Source organism: Acinetobacter sp. A47, assembly GCF_000805455.1.
Lineage (GTDB): Bacteria > Pseudomonadota > Gammaproteobacteria > Pseudomonadales > Moraxellaceae > Acinetobacter.
In genome coordinates this window covers 373,746-391,198 of the sequence record NZ_JSUS01000032.1, presented here as the reverse complement: position 1 = coordinate 391,198, position 17,453 = coordinate 373,746, and the positions used below count along the sequence as shown (strand labels likewise).

The following is a 17,453-nucleotide window of genomic DNA, read 5'->3' as shown; positions in this document are numbered from 1 at the left end:
TTTAATTTAAACCCGCAGATAAGCCAAACAATGCACCCGTCAAAAGCAGGCTGGTCAAGCTGAGTTTCCTGAGTGAGTGTGCACAAAAACTCAGTATGATAAAGGCCAGATAAAAAAGAATCGAAATAAATGCGGCTAGATAGATTGCTTCTGCCTTGTCTAAGATCTGGCTAAACAATGACATGAGACTCAAGCTTAGATACATCATGCAGAAGTAGCCCAGTACAAAGCTCAACACAAAGCGATAAAATATGCTCAGTCGATAGATCATCGGAACAGATGCGGATTTGGCCATAACAGGTCTTGCAGCAAAAAGGAGAGAGAAATAAATTTCATTTGGAAATGATTCTTGTTTATGTTAACGCCTGAGTCAATCCCAATCAATGTGTACTCCATCGTAAATCCAGATTGGATTATCACAAAACAATCAGGTCTTAGATAAAAATGCTGTTCACCAATCGTGAACAAATTGCATGAACCGGATTGATTCAGTGTAAAATCATTCTGTTAGAATCATTTAAACATTTCTGTGGGGCGTGGGTCTTGTTAAAGCAAAAACTAAAAATTGGCATCGTGGTGGGAGAAGTTTCCGGAGATACTCTGGGAGTGAAACTCATGCGCAGTTTTCGCGAACAAGGTATTGATGCCGAATTTGAAGGCATTGGCGGCCCGCAAATGATCGCAGAAGGTTTCCATAGTTATTATCCCATGGAAATCTTATCGGTCATGGGAATTGTGGAGGTTCTCAAAGACCTGAAAAAGTTATTTGCAGTACGTGACGGTCTGGTCGAGCGCTGGACTGAACATCCGGTTGATATATTCATTGGTATTGATGCCCCAGATTTTAATTTGCGTTTGTCCAAAACCATCAAAGAAAAGAATTTACCGATCAAAACCGTACAATATGTTAGTCCATCGGTATGGGCATGGCGTCAAGGTCGTGTGCATGGCATTAAACGCAGTATTGATCTGGTGCTGTGTTTATTTCCATTTGAAAAAACTTTCTATGAAAATTATCAGGTTGCTGCGGCATTTGTGGGCCACCCATTGGCAAGACAGTTACCCTTAAAAAATCCGATTATTGAAGCCAAGCATCAACTTGGCCTGGCGGCGCATAAAACCCATATTGCGTTACTGCCGGGCAGCCGCCGGGGTGAAATTGAGCGTTTATTACCGTTATTAACCGGTGCTGCTGAAATCCTGCATCGCAAGCATCCCGAGCTCGAGTTTTTAATTCCTGCGATTAATGATGCGCGCAAGCAGCAGATTGAGCAGGGCCTTCAAAATCTGGATGCGAGCCTGAAGGCTAAAATTCATGTGCTGGAAAATAGTGACGCAGAGTCCAAGATTGGCCGCATGGTCATGAATGCCAGTGATATTGTCGCTTTGGCATCCGGCACAGCGACACTTGAAGCGATGTTGTTACATCGTCCAATGGTCACTTTTTATAAGCTGAACTGGCTGACTTACCTGATTGCCAAACTTCTGGTCAAGATTCCGTATTATTCATTGCCTAACATTATTGCTGGCAAGAAAGTCATTGAGGAGCTGATTCAGGCCGATGCAACACCTCAGCATTTAGCCACTGAAATCGAACGTCTCATGGATCATGAAACGGCGCATATCCAGATGATGCAGCATTTAAGCATGCATAAGCAGCTGATCTCGGGCAATACCGAGGATCCGGTACAGGCAATTTTGAACTGTTTAAAAACTGGATAAACAAAAAAGGTGGCAATTAAGCCACCTTTTTATGATTCGGATTAGGCCCGAAGAATCAGTTCGTAGCCTGTGTACTTACGGATGTTGATTACCCCAATATCCATTAATAAATACTGGCCCTTGATGCCTTGCAAGACACCACGAATTTTTGGTGTTTTATCCAGATTCAGCGATTTGATCTTTTCAGGATAATGCTCGACCGGATAGATAAACTCTCTTGGTTGTTCGTCCTCCAGAAACTCCAGAGTTTCATTAAACTCAAGGTTCTGGTTAAATTCCTCACGAATGGTTTGAATCTTCGGGGCAAACTCTTCCAGTATCTGGTCACGTTTTTCAATCAGGTCCAAAGGCTCGGCTTCGCCTTTTAGTAGTTTGCGCCAGTCGGTTTTATCTGCAATCTGGGTACCAAACAAGGTTTCCAGATGCCCTGACAGACGGCGCGATCCGACTTTTAAAATCGGTAGCGCCTGAGTTGCACCTTGATCTAGCCAGCGGGTTGGCATGTTCACAATACGGGTGATACCGATTTTCAAGGCGCTGGAGTTGGCCAGATAGACAATATGTGGCTGGAAGCAGACACTATGGGCAAACTCATCTTCACGGCAGGTGCCCAAGTGGTAATGACAGGTTTCCGGCTTCATGATACACAGGTCACACTCGGCTTTGGTCTTAAAGCACTTGAAACAATGTCCCTGTGAATAAGACTTCGGTGTTTTGGTGCCGCAAGAGGTACAATAAATATTACCAGTCCATTCAATCTCGATTTCCTGTCCTAACACAAAAGGCAGGTCAGTTTCTGTACGATCTAATATAAATTTATACTCAACATTTGCCTTGCTTGTTGATTGATCAGTTACACTATGCGTTTTGAGCGCTGCATGCATTTTATGACAAATGCCTTGTAGTTCCATTAATAAACTCTCATCTTTCTCAATCAAGGGTTGCAGTTATGGCTGAACAAAATGTCATCACTTCTATGCTAGACGATTTATCTCAGGAACAGCCCATTCATACTGCACTTTGTATCGGTCAGCAGATTGACCAAAATGCTTCAATTCAATGGCATTATTTTAACGTAACTGACTTTTTAAGTCTGCCATTTACGCAACGTTATGATTTAGGTTTTGTATTATTTGATACCGAAGCCATGCAAAATATTACCGAAACCCAAAAAGCCCAGCTGTTGGTAAAGTTACGTGACCTGATGGCCAAGCGTATCGTGGTGGTGAGCAAGCGTGAAGATGAAAAGCTGTTACGCTCGCTGGGGTTTACCCAGTTGATTGATAAAACCACACATGACAGTGATTTTGCACTGTGGCAATTTAATATTCTGACTTATAAGCACGTACCTGACTGGTTCAATTCCAAGTTCTGGGCCAACCCGGAAAACTGGGACAAGTTCCGCTGGTAAGCCTCTAACATGCCGCTCAGGGCGCAAAGCTGATTTTGGGGTCGTTGAGCACCAAGGCCTTGCAAAATTTAACAATTTACCTTTGTGCGGTCATTTCAAAGCAGCGTATGCTTTTAGGATAAATAATTCCAAAAGGAACGTTTAGGTTATGACAGATTTAACCAATATTGTTGAAATTTTAGCGAAACAGGCTTTAGGTGGCGGTCAACAGCAGTCAGGTCAAGCTGGCGGTTTAGGTGGAATTTTAGGTTCGGTACTTGGTCAGTTGGGTAGCCAGCAGCAAAATACCCAGAATCAGCAAGGCGGTCTGGGTGGTATTCTCGGTTCTGTACTGGGCCAACTGGGCGGTGGCGCAGGCACTGCACAAAATAATGCAAGCGGTGGCAATACTGCACAAACCTTATTAATTGCAGTTTTACCTCTGGTTTTGGCTTGGATTCAAAAACAGGGTGGCCTACAAGGTGCATTGGATAAGTTGAAAAATGCAGGTCTAAGCAATCAGGTTCAAAGCTGGGTCGACCCGCAGCAGCAAAATGCTGAAGATGTACCGGCGCAAAACATTCAGGGCCTGTTTGATGATCAGGAAGTAGAGCAGGTTGCCCAGCAGACCCAAGCACCCAAACAGGCAATTTATGGTGCGATTGCTTCGGTTTTACCACAAGTAATTGATTCTTTGACGCCTCAAGGTAGCAATACCAATCCTCAAGAAGCCAATCAGGATATTCAGCAGGTCTTGAGTCTGGTAAGTGGCTTTTTAAAGAAATAAGCATGTTTTCTAAAAAAGCCCGCTTGATTCAAGCGGGCTTTTTTTATGGCACGTAACACATCTTTAGTCTGAAATTAGAGAGTGCGGACGAGACAGCGGATGCTTTTGCGGAAGTGATGGCAGCGCTCTATAGACCGTGCTCGGCTCAGGGAAAAGAACCACTAACAGAATATACAGCAATGCCGCCAGCACAATACTGATGGGCAGGCTGATATCCAGCCCGTTACATAGATTTCCCCATATACCTACAAACTGGTTGGGCAGATTAACAAAACATAATCCGATCATTGAACTTGGAATCCAGGCAATAATACCGCGCCAGTTCCAGCCATGATGAAACCAGTACACGCCTCCTTTTATGCCTTGTGAAAAGACGTGCAGGTCATCATTGTTATAATAACCTTTACGCATCAGTAGCCCAATAATCATAATTGTAATCCATGGGCTGGTACAGACCACAATCAGGGTCGCAAAGGTCATTACACTTTGAGTCAGGTTGGCAGCAAAGCGCCCAAGAAAAATAAACAGGATTGACAAGACTCCAACCCAGATCGTTGCTTTAATACGGGTGAGGGATTTTGGAAAAATACTGGACATGTCCAGTCCGGTGCCATACAGTGCCGTGGTTCCTGTCGACAGGCCCCCAATAAAGGCAATGCAACACAGCGGAATGAAATACCAGGTCGGCGCAATCTGGATCAAGCCACCAATATAATTATTCTGAGCCATAAAGTCTGGCGCATGGGTTGCCACAAGGGTTGCCGTGATCAACCCGAACAGAAAGGGAATCAAGGTAGCAAGCTGTGAGATAAACACCGCTGCCATAATCTTGTATGAAGCAGTCTGTTTGGGAATATAGCGTGACCAGCCGCCTAAAAATGTCCCAAAGGATATAGGATTACTCAATGCAATTAATGCTGCGCTTGTAAAGGCGATCCAGAAACCTGTTTGACCCAGCTGGACTTGACCGGTATAGGCCGGATCAAACTGTTGGGAGAAAGCTAGCAGTCCCAATAAGAAAAGCAGGCTGGAAGCAATCACTGCAATCCGGTTAACCAGTAGCATAAAGCGGAAACCGTAAATGCAAATAATCAGAACCAATATTGCAAAACCGCTATAGACCAGCGCATACAGCCAGTTGTTCTGGTAAGAACTCTTCAGCAGGCGCTGTGTCGCACCCATCAGGGCATCACCAGAGCTCCAGACCGACAAGGAAAAAAAAGCGATGGCAGTCAGTAACGATAAGAAAGAGCCAATCACCCGGCCATGAACGCCAAAATGGGCAGCTGAAGCAACGGCATTATTGGTTCCTGTTCTTGCTCCAAAAATCCCCATTGGAGCCAATATACATGCGCCGAATAGTACTCCACATAGGATGGCCCACAATCCTGCCTGAAAAGATAAGCCCAATACAATCGGAAAGCTTCCCAGAACACAGGTGGAAAAGGTATTGGCACCGCCAAACGCCAGTCTGAAAAGGTCAAATGGCGTTGCATTACGGGCATGGGCAGGAATTTCCTCAATGCCGAAACTTTCAATATGTGTAATGGATTTAGAATTATCTTTATACATATGATTTTCCTTTTTATATAGGAACATCCGTGTTTCCAGACTTTAGAATTTTTAAGCGGCATCTTTGGCGAGTTGCTGAGTTCCGGCATCTCGGGTTATATCGAGTTGTCGCTTGCGCAGACGGGTGATGCCGCAGATTCCAATGAGTGAAAGCAAGGAAAGAAAACTAAATAACAGGGCTAAAGGTAGCCATTCACCGGCATAGCGCTGTGCAAGTAACGTACCAATCAGCGGAGTAGTGCCACTTGTCAGTGCTGCAATCATTTGGTACGAAATGGAAATGCCCGAATAGCGGACTTTTGCCGGAAAAGCTTCGGCCATAAAACCGGCAACAACTGAGTAAAGCGAAGACAACGTAATCACGGCCAGGGTAATGCCCGCCACAATTAAGTAAATGTTTTTGGTACTGACCAGCATGAACATGGGATATGGAACGGCAATACACAGGATGGCGGCCCAAAACAGAAAGCGGTGAGACCCGATTTTACCGGCATACCATGCAGCGACCGGCATTGCGATAAATTCAAATACGGTGACCCAGAACAAGGCATCAAGAATGGTTGGACGGCTTATGCCTACATACTGGGTGACATAGGTAATCATAAAGGTATTGGTAAAAAAGAAGCCTGCGGTACCAATGGTGATCGAGAGGCCTGCAAAAAGCACCTGAGGCCAGTAGTTTTTAAGCAGCTCCTTGATCGGGAATTTTACAATTTGCTGTTGTTCCTGCATTTGTCTGAATTCAGGTGATTCTTCCACACCTAAACGTATCGCCAGACCAATCAGCATGAAAACAAAACTCAGCAGGAACGGAATACGCCAGCCCCAGGCAAATAAGTCTTGTTCGTCCAGAGACGTAATTCCCCTGAATACCAGTAAGCATAAAATGAGGCCAGCAGGACTTCCCATTTGGGCGAAAGAGGCAAAAAATGTTTTTTTATGGGCGGGTGCATGTTCACTGGCCATTAACACCGCGCCACCCCATTCGCCACCAACGGATAAACCTTGCAAAAACCGGAGCACAATCAACAGTACCGGCGCCCAGATGCCAATACTGTTATAACTGGGGATCAGTCCGATGCCTGTAGTGGCCAGACCCATCAGCAGCATGGTAAATAACAGCATTTTCTTGCGACCCAGCTTATCGCCCAAATGGCCGAAAATGAGTGCGGCCACAGGTCGTGCGATAAATCCTACGGCAAAGGTGGCGAAAGCTGCCAGCGTACCGGTTACCGGGTCTGTTTGAGGAAAAAATACGATCCCGAGGACGAGTGCTGCGGCAGTGGCATATACATAGAAATCATAAAACTCTACAGTTGTGCCGATAAATGCTGCCGCAGCAGCCCGTTTTGATTGTTCTATCTTCATCCGATAAGACCTTTAAATATCCCTTCAATTCCTTTTCTTGTTGTGATGAGTGACTGCGATTATTTCTGTATTTTTACACCCGGTAATACACACAACATTTCATAGAGCAAGTTGGCACCCAGTAGAGAGGTATTGCCTGTGGTGTCGTAAGGCGGAGAGACTTCGACCAGATCACATCCAACCAGATTTAAGCCCTGGCAACCACGTACAATTTCCATCGCCTGAATTGTGGTCAAACCGCCAATCTCTGGCGTTCCTGTCCCGGGTGCCCATGCAGGGTCAATTCCATCAATATCAAAGGAAAGATAGACCGGCCCGCCATCGACTTGCTGTTTGACTTCTTCCATCAAGGGTGCAAGTGATTTATGCCAGCATTCTTCGGCCTGAACCACACGGAAACCTTGACGTCGGCTCCAGTTAAAATCGTCTGCACTATAGCCTTGAGCCCGTAAACCAATCTGGACTACACGCTGGCAATCGAGCAAGCCTTCTTCTGCTGCCCGACGGAAGGTGGTGCCATGTGCAACTTTTTCTCCAAACATTTCATCATTGACATCGGCATGGGCATCAATATGAATCAGGCCAACAGGGCCATGTTTTTTATAGATAGATCTGAGAATAGGTAAGGTCAGGGTATGGTCACCGCCGAGTGTCAACGGAATAATCGGATGTGCCAGAATACGGTCATAATGTTCTTCAATAATCCGTACTGCTTCAGCAAGGTTAAAGGTATTAATCGGAACATCACCCAGATCGGCAACATTCAGTGACTCGAACGGCGCTGCACCGGTTGCCATGTTATAGGGACGAATCATCACGGACTCGGCACGAATCTGACGCGGGCCAAAGCGGGTGCCGGAACGTAACGAGGTACCAATATCCAGAGGAATACCGATAAAAGCGGCATCCAGATTGGCAAGCCCGGCATCATTGTCAACTACAGGAAGACGTAGCATTGAGGCAATGCCGCCGAAGCGGGGCATTTCATTTCCACCCAGTGGTTGATTTAACATCTTGTTCATTCATTTCTCCTTTTATTTACTTATCAACCAGTCTCAAGCAGGAATAAATCCCTTTTTCTAAAAACTTAGTTCAGATTTTTCTAAACTAATCTCAAGACGGATGTTTTAAAATAATGTGGAGAAAATAAGGTAAAGATGATGGAAAACATGGCCTATACTGATATTAAATTAATTCGCATTTTTGTCAGCGTGGTAAGGAATAAAGGCTTTGCAAATGCTCAACAGGAGTTAAATTTATCGACCTCTGCGATTAGCACCTATATGACACAACTCGAACAGTTAATCGGTTTTAAACTGTGTGAGCGCGGACGGGGCGGTTTTTCCTTAACCCAGAAAGGCGAAATGTTTTTGCAGGAAGCAAAACGTATCTTGCATGAGCTGGACAATTTTTCCAGACACACGGCCCAGATTAGAGGCGAATTAACCGGAACGCTCAGGATAGGGATGCTGGATTCTATGGTGACCGATCACAATATTCCGCTTGACCAGATCATTAGCGAATTTTCAAGGCAAAATCCCCAGATCTATATCAAGATTCAGGTGCAGTCACCTTATGATTTGCAAATGGGGGTTCTAGAAAACCGTTTTGACGTCGCGATAGGCTGTTTTTTTATGAAAATGAACGGCGTAATGTACCAGCCACTCCATAAGGAACAACAGTGGCTTTTTTGTAGCGATAAACATCCAATGTTTGCACAACAGCATCTGACTGCCGACGCCATCCGTCATGGAAAAATGGTTAGTCGTGGTTACTGGAGTCACACGGAGCTGGCAAAACAGGGGTTTAAACATTCTTTTGCAACAGTCGACTCAATGGAAGCACAGTTAATCCTGATTTTATCTGGACAATATATCGGTTATTTGCCTGAACATTTTGCCCAGTACTGGATAGAACAAAAACGTTTAAAAGTGTTGTTGCCAGCAACCTTTGGTTATCGCGCCCCATTTTCGCTTATTTTTAGACGGGGCAGAACCAAGGAGCCAGTGATTCAAAATTTCCGTAAAGTGGTCAAGACTTTTTTTAATGAAAAATCCAGATAGGCAAAAAATAAAAGGGCAAATTGCCCTTTTATCTTGATAACACGTTATGTTTCAGCTTAGAAATTATATTCCATACCCAAACCGATCACAGTTTTCTTGTTATCATCTTTTTGCCAGTCAATTTTTTGTTGGGCAACGACACCGTAGAAGCGTGCCTGTTTGTTGATGTTATAGTCTGCACCTACACCATACAGGTCATTTTTACGATCTTCACGGTTATCGACTTCAGTTTTTGCAGAGATATATTCTGCTTTTAACTTCACTGGAGTTGATGGAATTGTATAGGCTGCTGTTACGCCAAATGCATTTTCTTTTAAGCCTTTATATGAAACAGCAGGGGTGCCTACAACCACTGTGTCATCAGTTGGTTTGGCTGTTTGCCAGAGTGCACCTAATACCAGACCATCAACACCTGCTGGTGCCAAGTCCAAAGAACCTGTTACCCGGATTGCATCAGAATAGATTTTGCCACCAAGCTCTTTGTTGTAAGCGTTATAAGTTGATGCGACGCCAAAGTTGCCTGCGACTGCGGCAGCCAGACCATAGTCTTTATTTTCATAAGTAAGGGAAGTTGAAACACCATCACCAAAGCTGTCACGGCTGCCTTTTTGACCTTTTGCATCATTTTTAACAGCCGATGATTCTTCACCTTGCTGGAACATGATGTTGAATGCCAGACCACCCAGTAATTTCTTGTCTGTTTCAAAACCGATAACGTTACTTAAACGATCTTCACCAGCCAAAACCTTGGTCATATCCAGTTCAGTGTGATCGTTGAAAATGTCCTGGTTATTACCTGCAGCAGTTTTTAGATAAGAGTCAAACTGACCAACTTTTAAAGTTCCGATACCATCAGATTTAAGACCTACAAAACGGTTACGCATACCCCAGTCTGTATCTGAACCAGAACCATCTGCTGAAACGCCCCATTCAGCCAAATAAACCGCTGATAACTTGTCAGTCAGTTTTTCTTCGCCTTTTACCCCAATACGTGAAGCATTTGAATTTACTTTAGTTACGCTTTCATCTTTAAAGCCATTTTTATCAATTTGATCCAAAGTCACATTGAGCTTACCATACAATGTTGGTGCTGCTTGCGCTGCATTCATGGCTAAAGTTGCTACAGTAGCAGCAAGAAGCAATTTTTTCATTGAGATTTCTCCAAAACACTTTTTTGTAAATGGCCGATGCCTTCGTTACTGTTATAAGCTTGCTTGTGTACATAAAGTTACACAGCTCACCGACTTGTATGCAGTATCGGTAAACTTTGTGACAGTGAAGTGAAAGAAAAATGACAGTTTAATGACGATTCATATTTGGTAATAATTATATTTTTATTTATCTTTTAAGGGTTTATAAAACAAAAAAACGGAGTAACAACTCCGTTTTTGACTTATATGACGTTTAAAGAGCAGCTTTGATCTTTTCAGCAAGCGCCTTGATTTTTTCCTGATCACCCATTTGTGCTGCATGGCGACCCAGTTCGTGCACTGAGCTTGGAATTAGATGAAAATGGACGTGCGGTACAGTCTGACCGGCTGCAGCGCCAGAGAGCTGCATTAACACGATTCCCTTGGCATCCAATGCTTTCTCAATTGCCTGGGCAACTTTCTGTACGATCTGGATCGTATAGGCCGCAGCCTCTGCAGGCAGGTCAAGCAAGGTTACAGCAGGGGTTTTTGGAATAACTAACGCATGACCATCTGCTTGAGGCATGATATCCATAAAAGCCAGAACCTGATCATCTTCGTAAATTTTGATGGCAGGCAATTCACCACGTAAAATGCGTGCGAAAATATTTTGGTCATCGTAGGCCATAATTCATCCTTAAATGGAGTCATTCTTTAAGATTGAAAATTAATGCTCTTTGACGAAAGCATATGAGAGAAGGAGAGCCAGGCTCTCCGTATAAAACCGATTATTTGCAGTTCAGCTCTTTCTGGCGAGCTTTGATTTCATCAAGGCGCTGTTGTTCTTTATCAGAAAACTTTGGCTTGGTCGTGTGACAGTTTTCATTACCAAACTTGGCCTTGGCATCTGCATCTTTAAAGCAGAAACCTTTAGATGCATAAATCAGGTTATAGTCATCCTGTAATTTTTTGCATTCTTGTTCTGGAGTTGCAGCTTGTACGCTAAAACCGGTTAGAGTAATCAGGCTTGCAAAAACTGCAACGGTTAACTTGTTCATGAGGTGTTCCTCTAATCAAAAAGGTATAAACCAAAGCTGTATGACGTTATATTCATATGGCGCTTGGTCGCTACGTATATAACAATATAAGGTTTATTTATAAAATTTCAATAAATCTCTATTATTTGAGTGTAATTTTACTCCATAATTTCTCCTTATAATATATAAAACCCTTTTAAATCAACATGTTTTGTTTAAAATGATATGAAACAAGGTATTAACAAGCTCCTGGCTTATATTTATTTCACCAGATTTTTAGCTATATTGCTCTTTTTGCAGGGTTATTTGCTCTGTAGCGGATGGCGTGATCTGATTACCAAATTGAATTAAAAATATTCTGTCTAGAGCGATGTAATAATCAACATAAATAGTTTTTCTCGGGGAAAAACAGGGTAAATCAAAAACAGGTTAGCAAGTAAAATTCAATAATCTTATTGGCATTAAAGACGTATACACATAAGGGTAAATATAGCAGCAAGCCCGATTTTATGAGCTTTTTGAGTTGTTATTTACCCTGTCCGGCAGGACGCCTGTTTAAGACCAGTGTCCATTTGACAAGTGCATCAAGATCACCTGATTCATCTCATCGGTTGATGGCCATTTCCATCTTTACATTGATGCGCTAAGCATCATTATATTGAGCATTACGATAATCAATGCATTGCTCTTTGCTATAGCGCGTGGTCTTGGCGGTACGTTTAATGGCCCGTTGATAATTTACGATCCTTTTAATATGGCCTTTTAGCCATTTCTGGTCTAATTCATCTTGAGTAACAGGACGAGGTTCGGCATAGGGCGTCTCCTTGACCAGAATAGAGTGCCAGTTAAAGGGCGCAGCCTGAAGACCGCCAAAAAATTCAGTATCAAAGTCTGGTGTATAATTTAAAGATAATTTGACCAGATAAATCTTGGGCCCCAGACGGACATGATAAAAACCATTGGCATCTTTTCCCATATACTGGGTAAACGGGGTGATATAGTTTCGTTTTTGCATCACATGCTCCATAAAAACGGGTTTTGAGCGGTGTGAATTCATGGTCGAGGTTGCTTTGCGGGTAGATGGGTGATCTATCAGTAGAAGAGAAATATATTTGCTGAATTCACTTTATGGATATGGGGTTCTTCTGGTTATATTTACAGCATTTTAGTGTTTGATACGACACTACTTGTCGCTCTTTTCGATGCTCTATTTTAGCCTGCTCAAGCCTGTTTTTATGATCACAATTTGCCTTGTAATCATGGTATTTAAAGAGCAAATTTATGATTTTCAGTTGTTCTGCTGTGCCTGATGGGCAATGATAATAATTAAAGTAGTATGCTGAAAGTATTAAAATCGGACATCATCCATAATCAATTTTTCATCAAGTCTCGACTATGCTGAACTATATTAAAAATAATTTTGCTGTAATTATGCTTTTGCTGATCGTTATTGCCGGTCTTGGCTATCCTTTTTATTCTGGACGATCGTTCATGGCTCCTAGGCTGAGTGAAATTGATCGCAACTGCTACGGCGTAGATGTTCCGGACACCATTAAACACCGTCAAGTACTTCTTTTTTGTTCATGTATTCATACAGTTAGTATTGAAAATAGGGCAGAAAAATATCATTACTGTACGACTCAGGTAAACAAGTCATAGCATTATTTGTTGGTGTACAGGTTTTAAGCTTAAGTATGTAATGAGTGAACTGTTTGTCTTGATTGGTTTATCAATTGTCTTAATGCGATGTGTGGTGCTTACTCCGGCGACTAGGAGAAATTAAAAAAATAACGCATCCGGTTGTGCCCGACTCAGCAGTCAGGTTTTGAATTGTGTAGCTGGTCTTCATGGTTGTTAGATGACCTGCATATTTTTGTTGATGAATATCACACTTTTGTTTATATTGCATTTGTTGTTTCATTATAACTAAACAACGAAAAAACCTTCGTTCAGCGCAAAAGAATAAAGGCTAAGCCCACTCTTCAGAGTGGGCTTTTTTATGGCCAAAAATGTATTACAATGCAGATATGAAAAAATCCCGTCAAACACCTGAACTTACGCTTTCTAGCTGGACGACAGAACAAGATTGTTTTCTGATCGAAAATAGTAGCTTGTCTATAGAGCAGCTGATGTTGCATTTACCTTTTTCTGAAGATGAAATCTGGGTGCGTAAATCTGTACTCGGACTGGTTCGGCGCCAGCGACAAATGAACAGAATGTAAAATAAATATTTAATTTATCAGATAATTTTTTCTTGTATGTGGTATAAAAGGGCTTTATTGGGGGACTGGTATGGCTATTATCACATTAAGAGATATTGAGAGTAATACAAATATAAGGGTAAAGTCGATTGTCGATCCCGGCATAAAATTCGATTCAAATGGTAATTTTGAAATTATTAAGAATATCAAATGGCTATTTGAAGAAACTGGTCTGGATGTGCCAGCAGAATATCATGATACGTTGAATCATGCCCAACTTGACCGCTATGTCGGTTTGCAATATGTGATAGTTAAGATCGATCGTTACTGATGTTCTGGCATTTTTCAGCTTATCTGTAACCTGATCAGACATATTTTTGCGAGCCATCTATACATATTGCTGCATTAGTTACATAAATAGGGATTGTTGTCTCTTGAATGTACTTTGCAACTGTTGAAGCATAAAAGGGTATATTTAGATCAGGGACATAAAGCATGATTGATGAAAATAAACCTTTAAACTTTGATGATGATAATGAAACCTTAGATTTTGAAGATGAAGAGTTCATTGACGATAAAAAAGAAGATGAACTTTATAACAGTATTACCAAAGATGGTTCGAGTGTTGATCCGGCAGATGACGGTGAAAGACATATCCGCCCTGAAGATGGTGATCCGATTGAAATCGAGGAATAACCTGGCCCGCCTCTGCGGGCTTTTACATGTCGGGCATTATTTCAATTTTCCGGAATCAGTATTGAGATGAACGGAAGTCTAGAACGATGGAAAAGACAGCAGTATGAAAACGATTTTTGATTATCTGCAAAAGATTTTTACCCGTGGTGCTGCTCTTTTACACAACCATGCCATAATTCAAACTTCCAACATTGCCACAGCTATTGATGTGGCTGATACAGTGGGGATCGCTGTTGATAATGATGATGCTGGAAAAGCGATAAGCCCGAATGGTATTAATCTCATTACCAGTTTTGAAGATTTGAAATTAGAGGCTTATGATGACGGGACAGGTACATGGACAATTGGTTTCGGTACCACGGTTTATCCTGATGGAGTTCGGGTGAAAAAAGGTGACCGCTGTAGCTTAGAACAGGCAAATACCTTTTTTCGGCATGACTTGAGGCGTTTCCAGAACACGGTTAATCAGGCAGTATCGGTGGTTCTATCGCAAAATCAGTTTGATGCGCTAGTTTCCCTAAGTTATAACATTGGTCAACATGCATTTAAGAACTCAACCTTGCTAAAGTATTTAAATGCCGGAAATTATCAGGCTGCAGCAGATCAGTTTTTGGTATGGAATAAAGGGGGTGGGCAAGTGTTGCAAGGTCTGGTACGCCGCCGTGAGGTAGAGCAGGCATTGTTCCTCAAATCGTAAATGAGTTTTTGAACAATACTTGAATACCGGTTATGACTGTATCAAAACAGTTTTTTATCATCGGGCGCAGATAAACCACAGATAGCCTGCGCCTTTGATGCAGTATTAAAAGCTGTTATAGCTTGGCAAATGCTTAGTCGGCGGTGAGTTTCATTAACACCACACCAAAGATGATTGCAGCCGCTGCCAAAAGGCGTAACAGTCCCATCGGTTCATTTAAAAAGAATATCCCGATCAGGAAGGCACCGACTGCACCAATTCCAACCCAGACCGTATAGGCTGTACCCAATGGCAATGTTTTCATTGCCACGGCAAGTAAGCCGAAGCTCAGGATCATAAAAACAAGGGTAATGATAGTTGGTGTGAGTTTGGTAAATCCTTCGGACATTTTCATGGAATATGCCCAGATGATTTCAAAAATACCCGCCAAAATAAGATAAGCCCAAGCCATTGCGGACACCTCTTTAATAATATTTTTAGGTCGTCCTAAAGCTTGAAAAATAAAAAGAGGTCGTCCTCTGAGGGTATATATAAGCACTTCTGAGAAATTGCTTCAACCTTTTTAGAATTAAAATATTATTTTTATAAAAAAGGCATTCTAAACCAAGAATGCCTTTGCCGGTTAAGTCAGGTTGTTACGAGACATATGCCTTCACATCATATTCGGGTTCACCAGCCAAAACGGCCACGAATTTCTCCACGGTTTCAGCAGTGAGCAGGTAGGGGTTAAACTCTTCTAAATGATATTTCATGAAAAAATCAGTAATATTTTGATTGATGGGTGAAAACTTCATAGACCATTGTGAGAACAACCTGTCTTCAGTTGCAAGATAATAGAGAATTTCACAATTGATATGACGTTCATCTTTCACAATCCTGTTATAAAACAGGTCATCAATGATGGTCTTTGTACCTTCCAGACATTGGACAAAATAGCCATGGCCATAATATAAAACACCTGTAATATCATGGCGATAATTAAAATCTACAGCCTCATCAAGGATTTCAATCAAATTTGTTTTTAGGTTCGAGTCAATGGTCTTGATTTTACTCACGTATAAAAGTCTGACAGACTCCATGATTGATATGCTCATTTTTTAAGGGTGAATAACACTTATATAGAAAAAACAAGGGTTTGTATAGTTTGTTATGTAAGAAAAAGTAGTGCACACCTAAGCGGACACGAAGAATTTGCATTGAAGAGCACGGTAATAAACTGTACTAAAGAGCTTAATGAGAGAGGGTGATCTTGACTCAAACAAATCGTGTTGATGCCTTGATTGTGGTAGACGTACAACAGGCTTTTGTATCAGGTGCCGAAGCCGTACCTGCATCCGAGCAGTTGATTGCTTCAATTGCTGTATTAATTGATAAAGCGAGAGCCGCCAATGCTGCCGTGATTTTCCTGCAAAATGATGGGGAAGCTGGGGCGCCGGATGAACCTCACCAAACTGGTTGGGAATTATTTTTTGCGCCTCAGCCTAATGAATATGTGGTTCGAAAAAGCGAGGACAATGGTTTTGATGGAACATCACTCCAGCACATTCTAGATGAGCTGGAAGTCAGGTCTTTGGCCATTTGTGGTGTTTTATCAGAGATGTGTGTGGCTGCCACAGCACGTGCTGCTTTAGCACGAGGTTATGCGGTGTTGTTACCACATGATGCCCATGCTACCTATGATGTGCCTGCCGGGCCCGGATCAGAAGCAGTCCCAGCAGCTATGGCAGCCAGGGCAGCGGAGTGGTCGCTGGGTGATGAAATCCGGATTTTTGCGACAGCGGATGAGGTGGATTTCATTCAGCGTAGCGTATGTAATCGCTGGTAATTAAAACAGATGGCTATTGTGCGATTAAAAAAACCGCTCTTTTGAGCGGTTTGAAGGTGTTAAGAACTTTTTTATGCTGAGGTTTTGCCTTATTTCAGCGTAATTTTACTCCACGACTCATATAGTTTTGCCGCGGCGGAGAAATCGCTATTTGGCTCCGCAGTTAAATTTGCAGTTTGAATAAGGCTCTGCGTTAAAGCGAGCAGAGGTGCCGGTAATTTGGCATCCTTGACCAGATCCAGCGCAATTCCTGTGTCTTTTGCCAGTAGTGGCAGACCAAAGGTCACTGGGAATTCACGGCTCAGTACGCGTTGCGGGAAAATATTTTCGGTCACAAAGCTTTTGCCGCTAGAAGCATTTACGCAGTTCAGTGCTGCATTCAGGTTCACACCATGCGCTTTTAAGGTACTGAAACCTTCGGTCACTGACCATAAATTTACCGCAAGCAGCATATTGTTAATGGCTTTTACCGCAAAGCCAGCTCCCGGTTCACCCACATGCTGAATCAGTTTACCTAATGCGGCCATTGCAGGATAAGCGCGTTCAAATGCATCGACATCGCCACCGACCATAAAGGTCAAGGTTGCATTTTCAGCACCGACTGTCTGTCCACTTACAGGTGCATCCAGAAAGGCAACATGTTGTGCTTTTAACTTTTCAACCAGACGGCGGGCGGCATCCGGTACACCGCTGGTACAGTCAATCCAGATTGAACCTGATTTAATTTCAACCCCTTCAATCAGCTTTTCCACGTCATCGCTGGTAGGTAAACAGGAAAAGATAATGTCGGCCTGGACTGCCTGAGCAAGTTCTACCGCCGTGGTGCCATATTCTGCTGCATGTTGTTCTGCCTTGCTAAAATTCCGGTTCCAGACCAGAACTGTCTCGAAATATTTAGGAAGATGTGCTGCCATACGATAGCCCATGGCACCTAAACCGATGAATGCAACAGATTGAGTCATACT

General features: G+C 42.7%; 21 protein-coding genes. 9 read left to right on the top strand and 12 right to left on the bottom strand.

Annotated features, from left to right (window positions below; translation table 11 throughout):
* Position 1: 1 nt before the first annotated feature.
* Positions 2-295 carry a hypothetical protein gene (locus tag OC23_RS08390; protein ID WP_038344130.1) on the bottom strand — a complete coding sequence of 98 codons (294 nt, stop codon included), beginning with the start codon at positions 293-295 and terminating at the stop codon, positions 2-4.
* 248 nt (positions 296-543) lie between these two features.
* On the opposite strand from OC23_RS08390, the gene lpxB reads away from it, so the two are divergent.
* A complete protein-coding gene (gene lpxB, locus OC23_RS08385) occupies positions 544-1,722 on the top strand; it encodes a lipid-A-disaccharide synthase (RefSeq protein ID WP_161792269.1) in 1,179 nt (392 codons plus the stop codon).
* Positions 1,723-1,763: 41 nt separating this feature from the next.
* On the opposite strand, the gene OC23_RS08380 is transcribed toward lpxB, so the two are convergent.
* A complete protein-coding gene (locus OC23_RS08380; RefSeq protein WP_038344128.1) occupies positions 1,764-2,633 on the bottom strand; it encodes a DUF2797 domain-containing protein in 870 nt (289 codons plus the stop codon).
* Between the two features lie 38 nt (positions 2,634-2,671).
* On the opposite strand from OC23_RS08380, the gene OC23_RS08375 reads away from it, so the two are divergent.
* A complete protein-coding gene (locus OC23_RS08375; protein WP_038344127.1) occupies positions 2,672-3,133 on the top strand; it encodes a DUF6231 family protein in 462 nt (153 codons plus the stop codon).
* A 148-nt stretch (positions 3,134-3,281) separates the two neighbouring features.
* Positions 3,282-3,899 (top strand): YidB family protein, encoded by a 618-nt coding sequence (locus OC23_RS08370; protein ID WP_038344125.1) that lies wholly within the window; start codon positions 3,282-3,284, stop codon positions 3,897-3,899.
* Between the two features lie 63 nt (positions 3,900-3,962).
* On the opposite strand, the gene OC23_RS08365 is transcribed toward OC23_RS08370, so the two are convergent.
* The 3 genes from OC23_RS08365 to speB are packed head-to-tail and all read right to left on the bottom strand — an operon-like array spanning position 3,963 to position 7,861.
* Positions 3,963-5,471 (bottom strand): purine-cytosine permease family protein, encoded by a 1,509-nt coding sequence (locus OC23_RS08365; protein ID WP_038344124.1) that lies wholly within the window; start codon positions 5,469-5,471, stop codon positions 3,963-3,965.
* Positions 5,472-5,522: 51 nt separating this feature from the next.
* The gene (locus tag OC23_RS08360) at positions 5,523-6,839 is read right to left on the bottom strand and encodes an MFS transporter (RefSeq protein WP_038344123.1); all 1,317 of its coding nucleotides are present in this window, start codon (positions 6,837-6,839) and stop codon (positions 5,523-5,525) included.
* A 59-nt stretch (positions 6,840-6,898) separates the two neighbouring features.
* A complete protein-coding gene (gene speB, locus OC23_RS08355; RefSeq protein WP_038344122.1) occupies positions 6,899-7,861 on the bottom strand; it encodes an agmatinase in 963 nt (320 codons plus the stop codon).
* Between the two features lie 147 nt (positions 7,862-8,008).
* Between speB and OC23_RS08350 the strand changes: the two genes are divergently transcribed.
* On the top strand, positions 8,009-8,902 hold the full coding sequence (locus OC23_RS08350) for a LysR family transcriptional regulator (RefSeq protein ID WP_038344398.1): 894 nt from the start codon (positions 8,009-8,011) through the stop codon (positions 8,900-8,902).
* Positions 8,903-8,958: 56 nt separating this feature from the next.
* Here OC23_RS08350 and OC23_RS08345 read toward each other — a convergent pair whose 3' ends face one another.
* The 4 genes from OC23_RS08345 to OC23_RS08330 form a co-directional block, all read right to left on the bottom strand.
* Positions 8,959-10,053 carry a porin gene (locus tag OC23_RS08345; RefSeq protein WP_038344120.1) on the bottom strand — a complete coding sequence of 365 codons (1,095 nt, stop codon included), beginning with the start codon at positions 10,051-10,053 and terminating at the stop codon, positions 8,959-8,961.
* Between the two features lie 253 nt (positions 10,054-10,306).
* Positions 10,307-10,720: an HIT family protein gene (locus OC23_RS08340; RefSeq protein WP_038344119.1), complete on the bottom strand. Its 414-nt coding sequence runs from the start codon at positions 10,718-10,720 to the stop codon at positions 10,307-10,309.
* Positions 10,721-10,820: 100 nt separating this feature from the next.
* A complete protein-coding gene (locus OC23_RS08335; protein ID WP_038344118.1) occupies positions 10,821-11,090 on the bottom strand; it encodes a YARHG domain-containing protein in 270 nt (89 codons plus the stop codon).
* A gap of 622 nt (positions 11,091-11,712) precedes the next feature.
* Positions 11,713-12,084 (bottom strand): hypothetical protein, encoded by a 372-nt coding sequence (locus OC23_RS08330; RefSeq protein WP_038344397.1) that lies wholly within the window; start codon positions 12,082-12,084, stop codon positions 11,713-11,715.
* A 1,012-nt stretch (positions 12,085-13,096) separates the two neighbouring features.
* On the opposite strand from OC23_RS08330, the gene OC23_RS18780 reads away from it, so the two are divergent.
* The 4 genes from OC23_RS18780 (at position 13,097) to OC23_RS08315 (ending at position 14,663) form a co-directional block, all read left to right on the top strand.
* Complete coding sequence (locus OC23_RS18780) at positions 13,097-13,291, top strand: hypothetical protein (RefSeq protein ID WP_081407319.1); 195 nt, start codon at positions 13,097-13,099, stop codon at positions 13,289-13,291.
* 70 nt (positions 13,292-13,361) lie between these two features.
* On the top strand, positions 13,362-13,601 hold the full coding sequence (locus OC23_RS08325; RefSeq protein ID WP_038344117.1) for a hypothetical protein: 240 nt from the start codon (positions 13,362-13,364) through the stop codon (positions 13,599-13,601).
* A gap of 164 nt (positions 13,602-13,765) precedes the next feature.
* The gene (locus tag OC23_RS08320; RefSeq protein WP_038344116.1) at positions 13,766-13,966 is read left to right on the top strand and encodes a hypothetical protein; all 201 of its coding nucleotides are present in this window, start codon (positions 13,766-13,768) and stop codon (positions 13,964-13,966) included.
* Positions 13,967-14,069: 103 nt separating this feature from the next.
* Entirely contained in the window at positions 14,070-14,663 is a 594-nt protein-coding gene (locus OC23_RS08315; RefSeq protein WP_038344114.1) for a lysozyme, read from the top strand.
* Between the two features lie 133 nt (positions 14,664-14,796).
* Here the strand turns inward: OC23_RS08315 and OC23_RS08310 are convergent, their stop codons facing one another.
* Positions 14,797-15,114, bottom strand: a complete 318-nt coding sequence (locus tag OC23_RS08310; protein ID WP_038344113.1) for a DMT family transporter — start codon at positions 15,112-15,114, stop codon at positions 14,797-14,799.
* 184 nt (positions 15,115-15,298) lie between these two features.
* Positions 15,299-15,742 carry a BLUF domain-containing protein gene (locus OC23_RS08305; RefSeq protein WP_038344112.1) on the bottom strand — a complete coding sequence of 148 codons (444 nt, stop codon included), beginning with the start codon at positions 15,740-15,742 and terminating at the stop codon, positions 15,299-15,301.
* A gap of 167 nt (positions 15,743-15,909) precedes the next feature.
* Here OC23_RS08305 and OC23_RS08300 point away from each other — a divergent pair, with 167 nt between their 5' ends.
* Positions 15,910-16,488: an isochorismatase family protein gene (locus OC23_RS08300; RefSeq protein ID WP_227505546.1), complete on the top strand. Its 579-nt coding sequence runs from the start codon at positions 15,910-15,912 to the stop codon at positions 16,486-16,488.
* A gap of 89 nt (positions 16,489-16,577) precedes the next feature.
* Here OC23_RS08300 and OC23_RS08295 read toward each other — a convergent pair whose 3' ends face one another.
* Positions 16,578-17,450: an NAD(P)-dependent oxidoreductase gene (locus tag OC23_RS08295; protein ID WP_038344110.1), complete on the bottom strand. Its 873-nt coding sequence runs from the start codon at positions 17,448-17,450 to the stop codon at positions 16,578-16,580.
* Between the last annotated feature and the right edge of the window lie 3 nt (positions 17,451-17,453).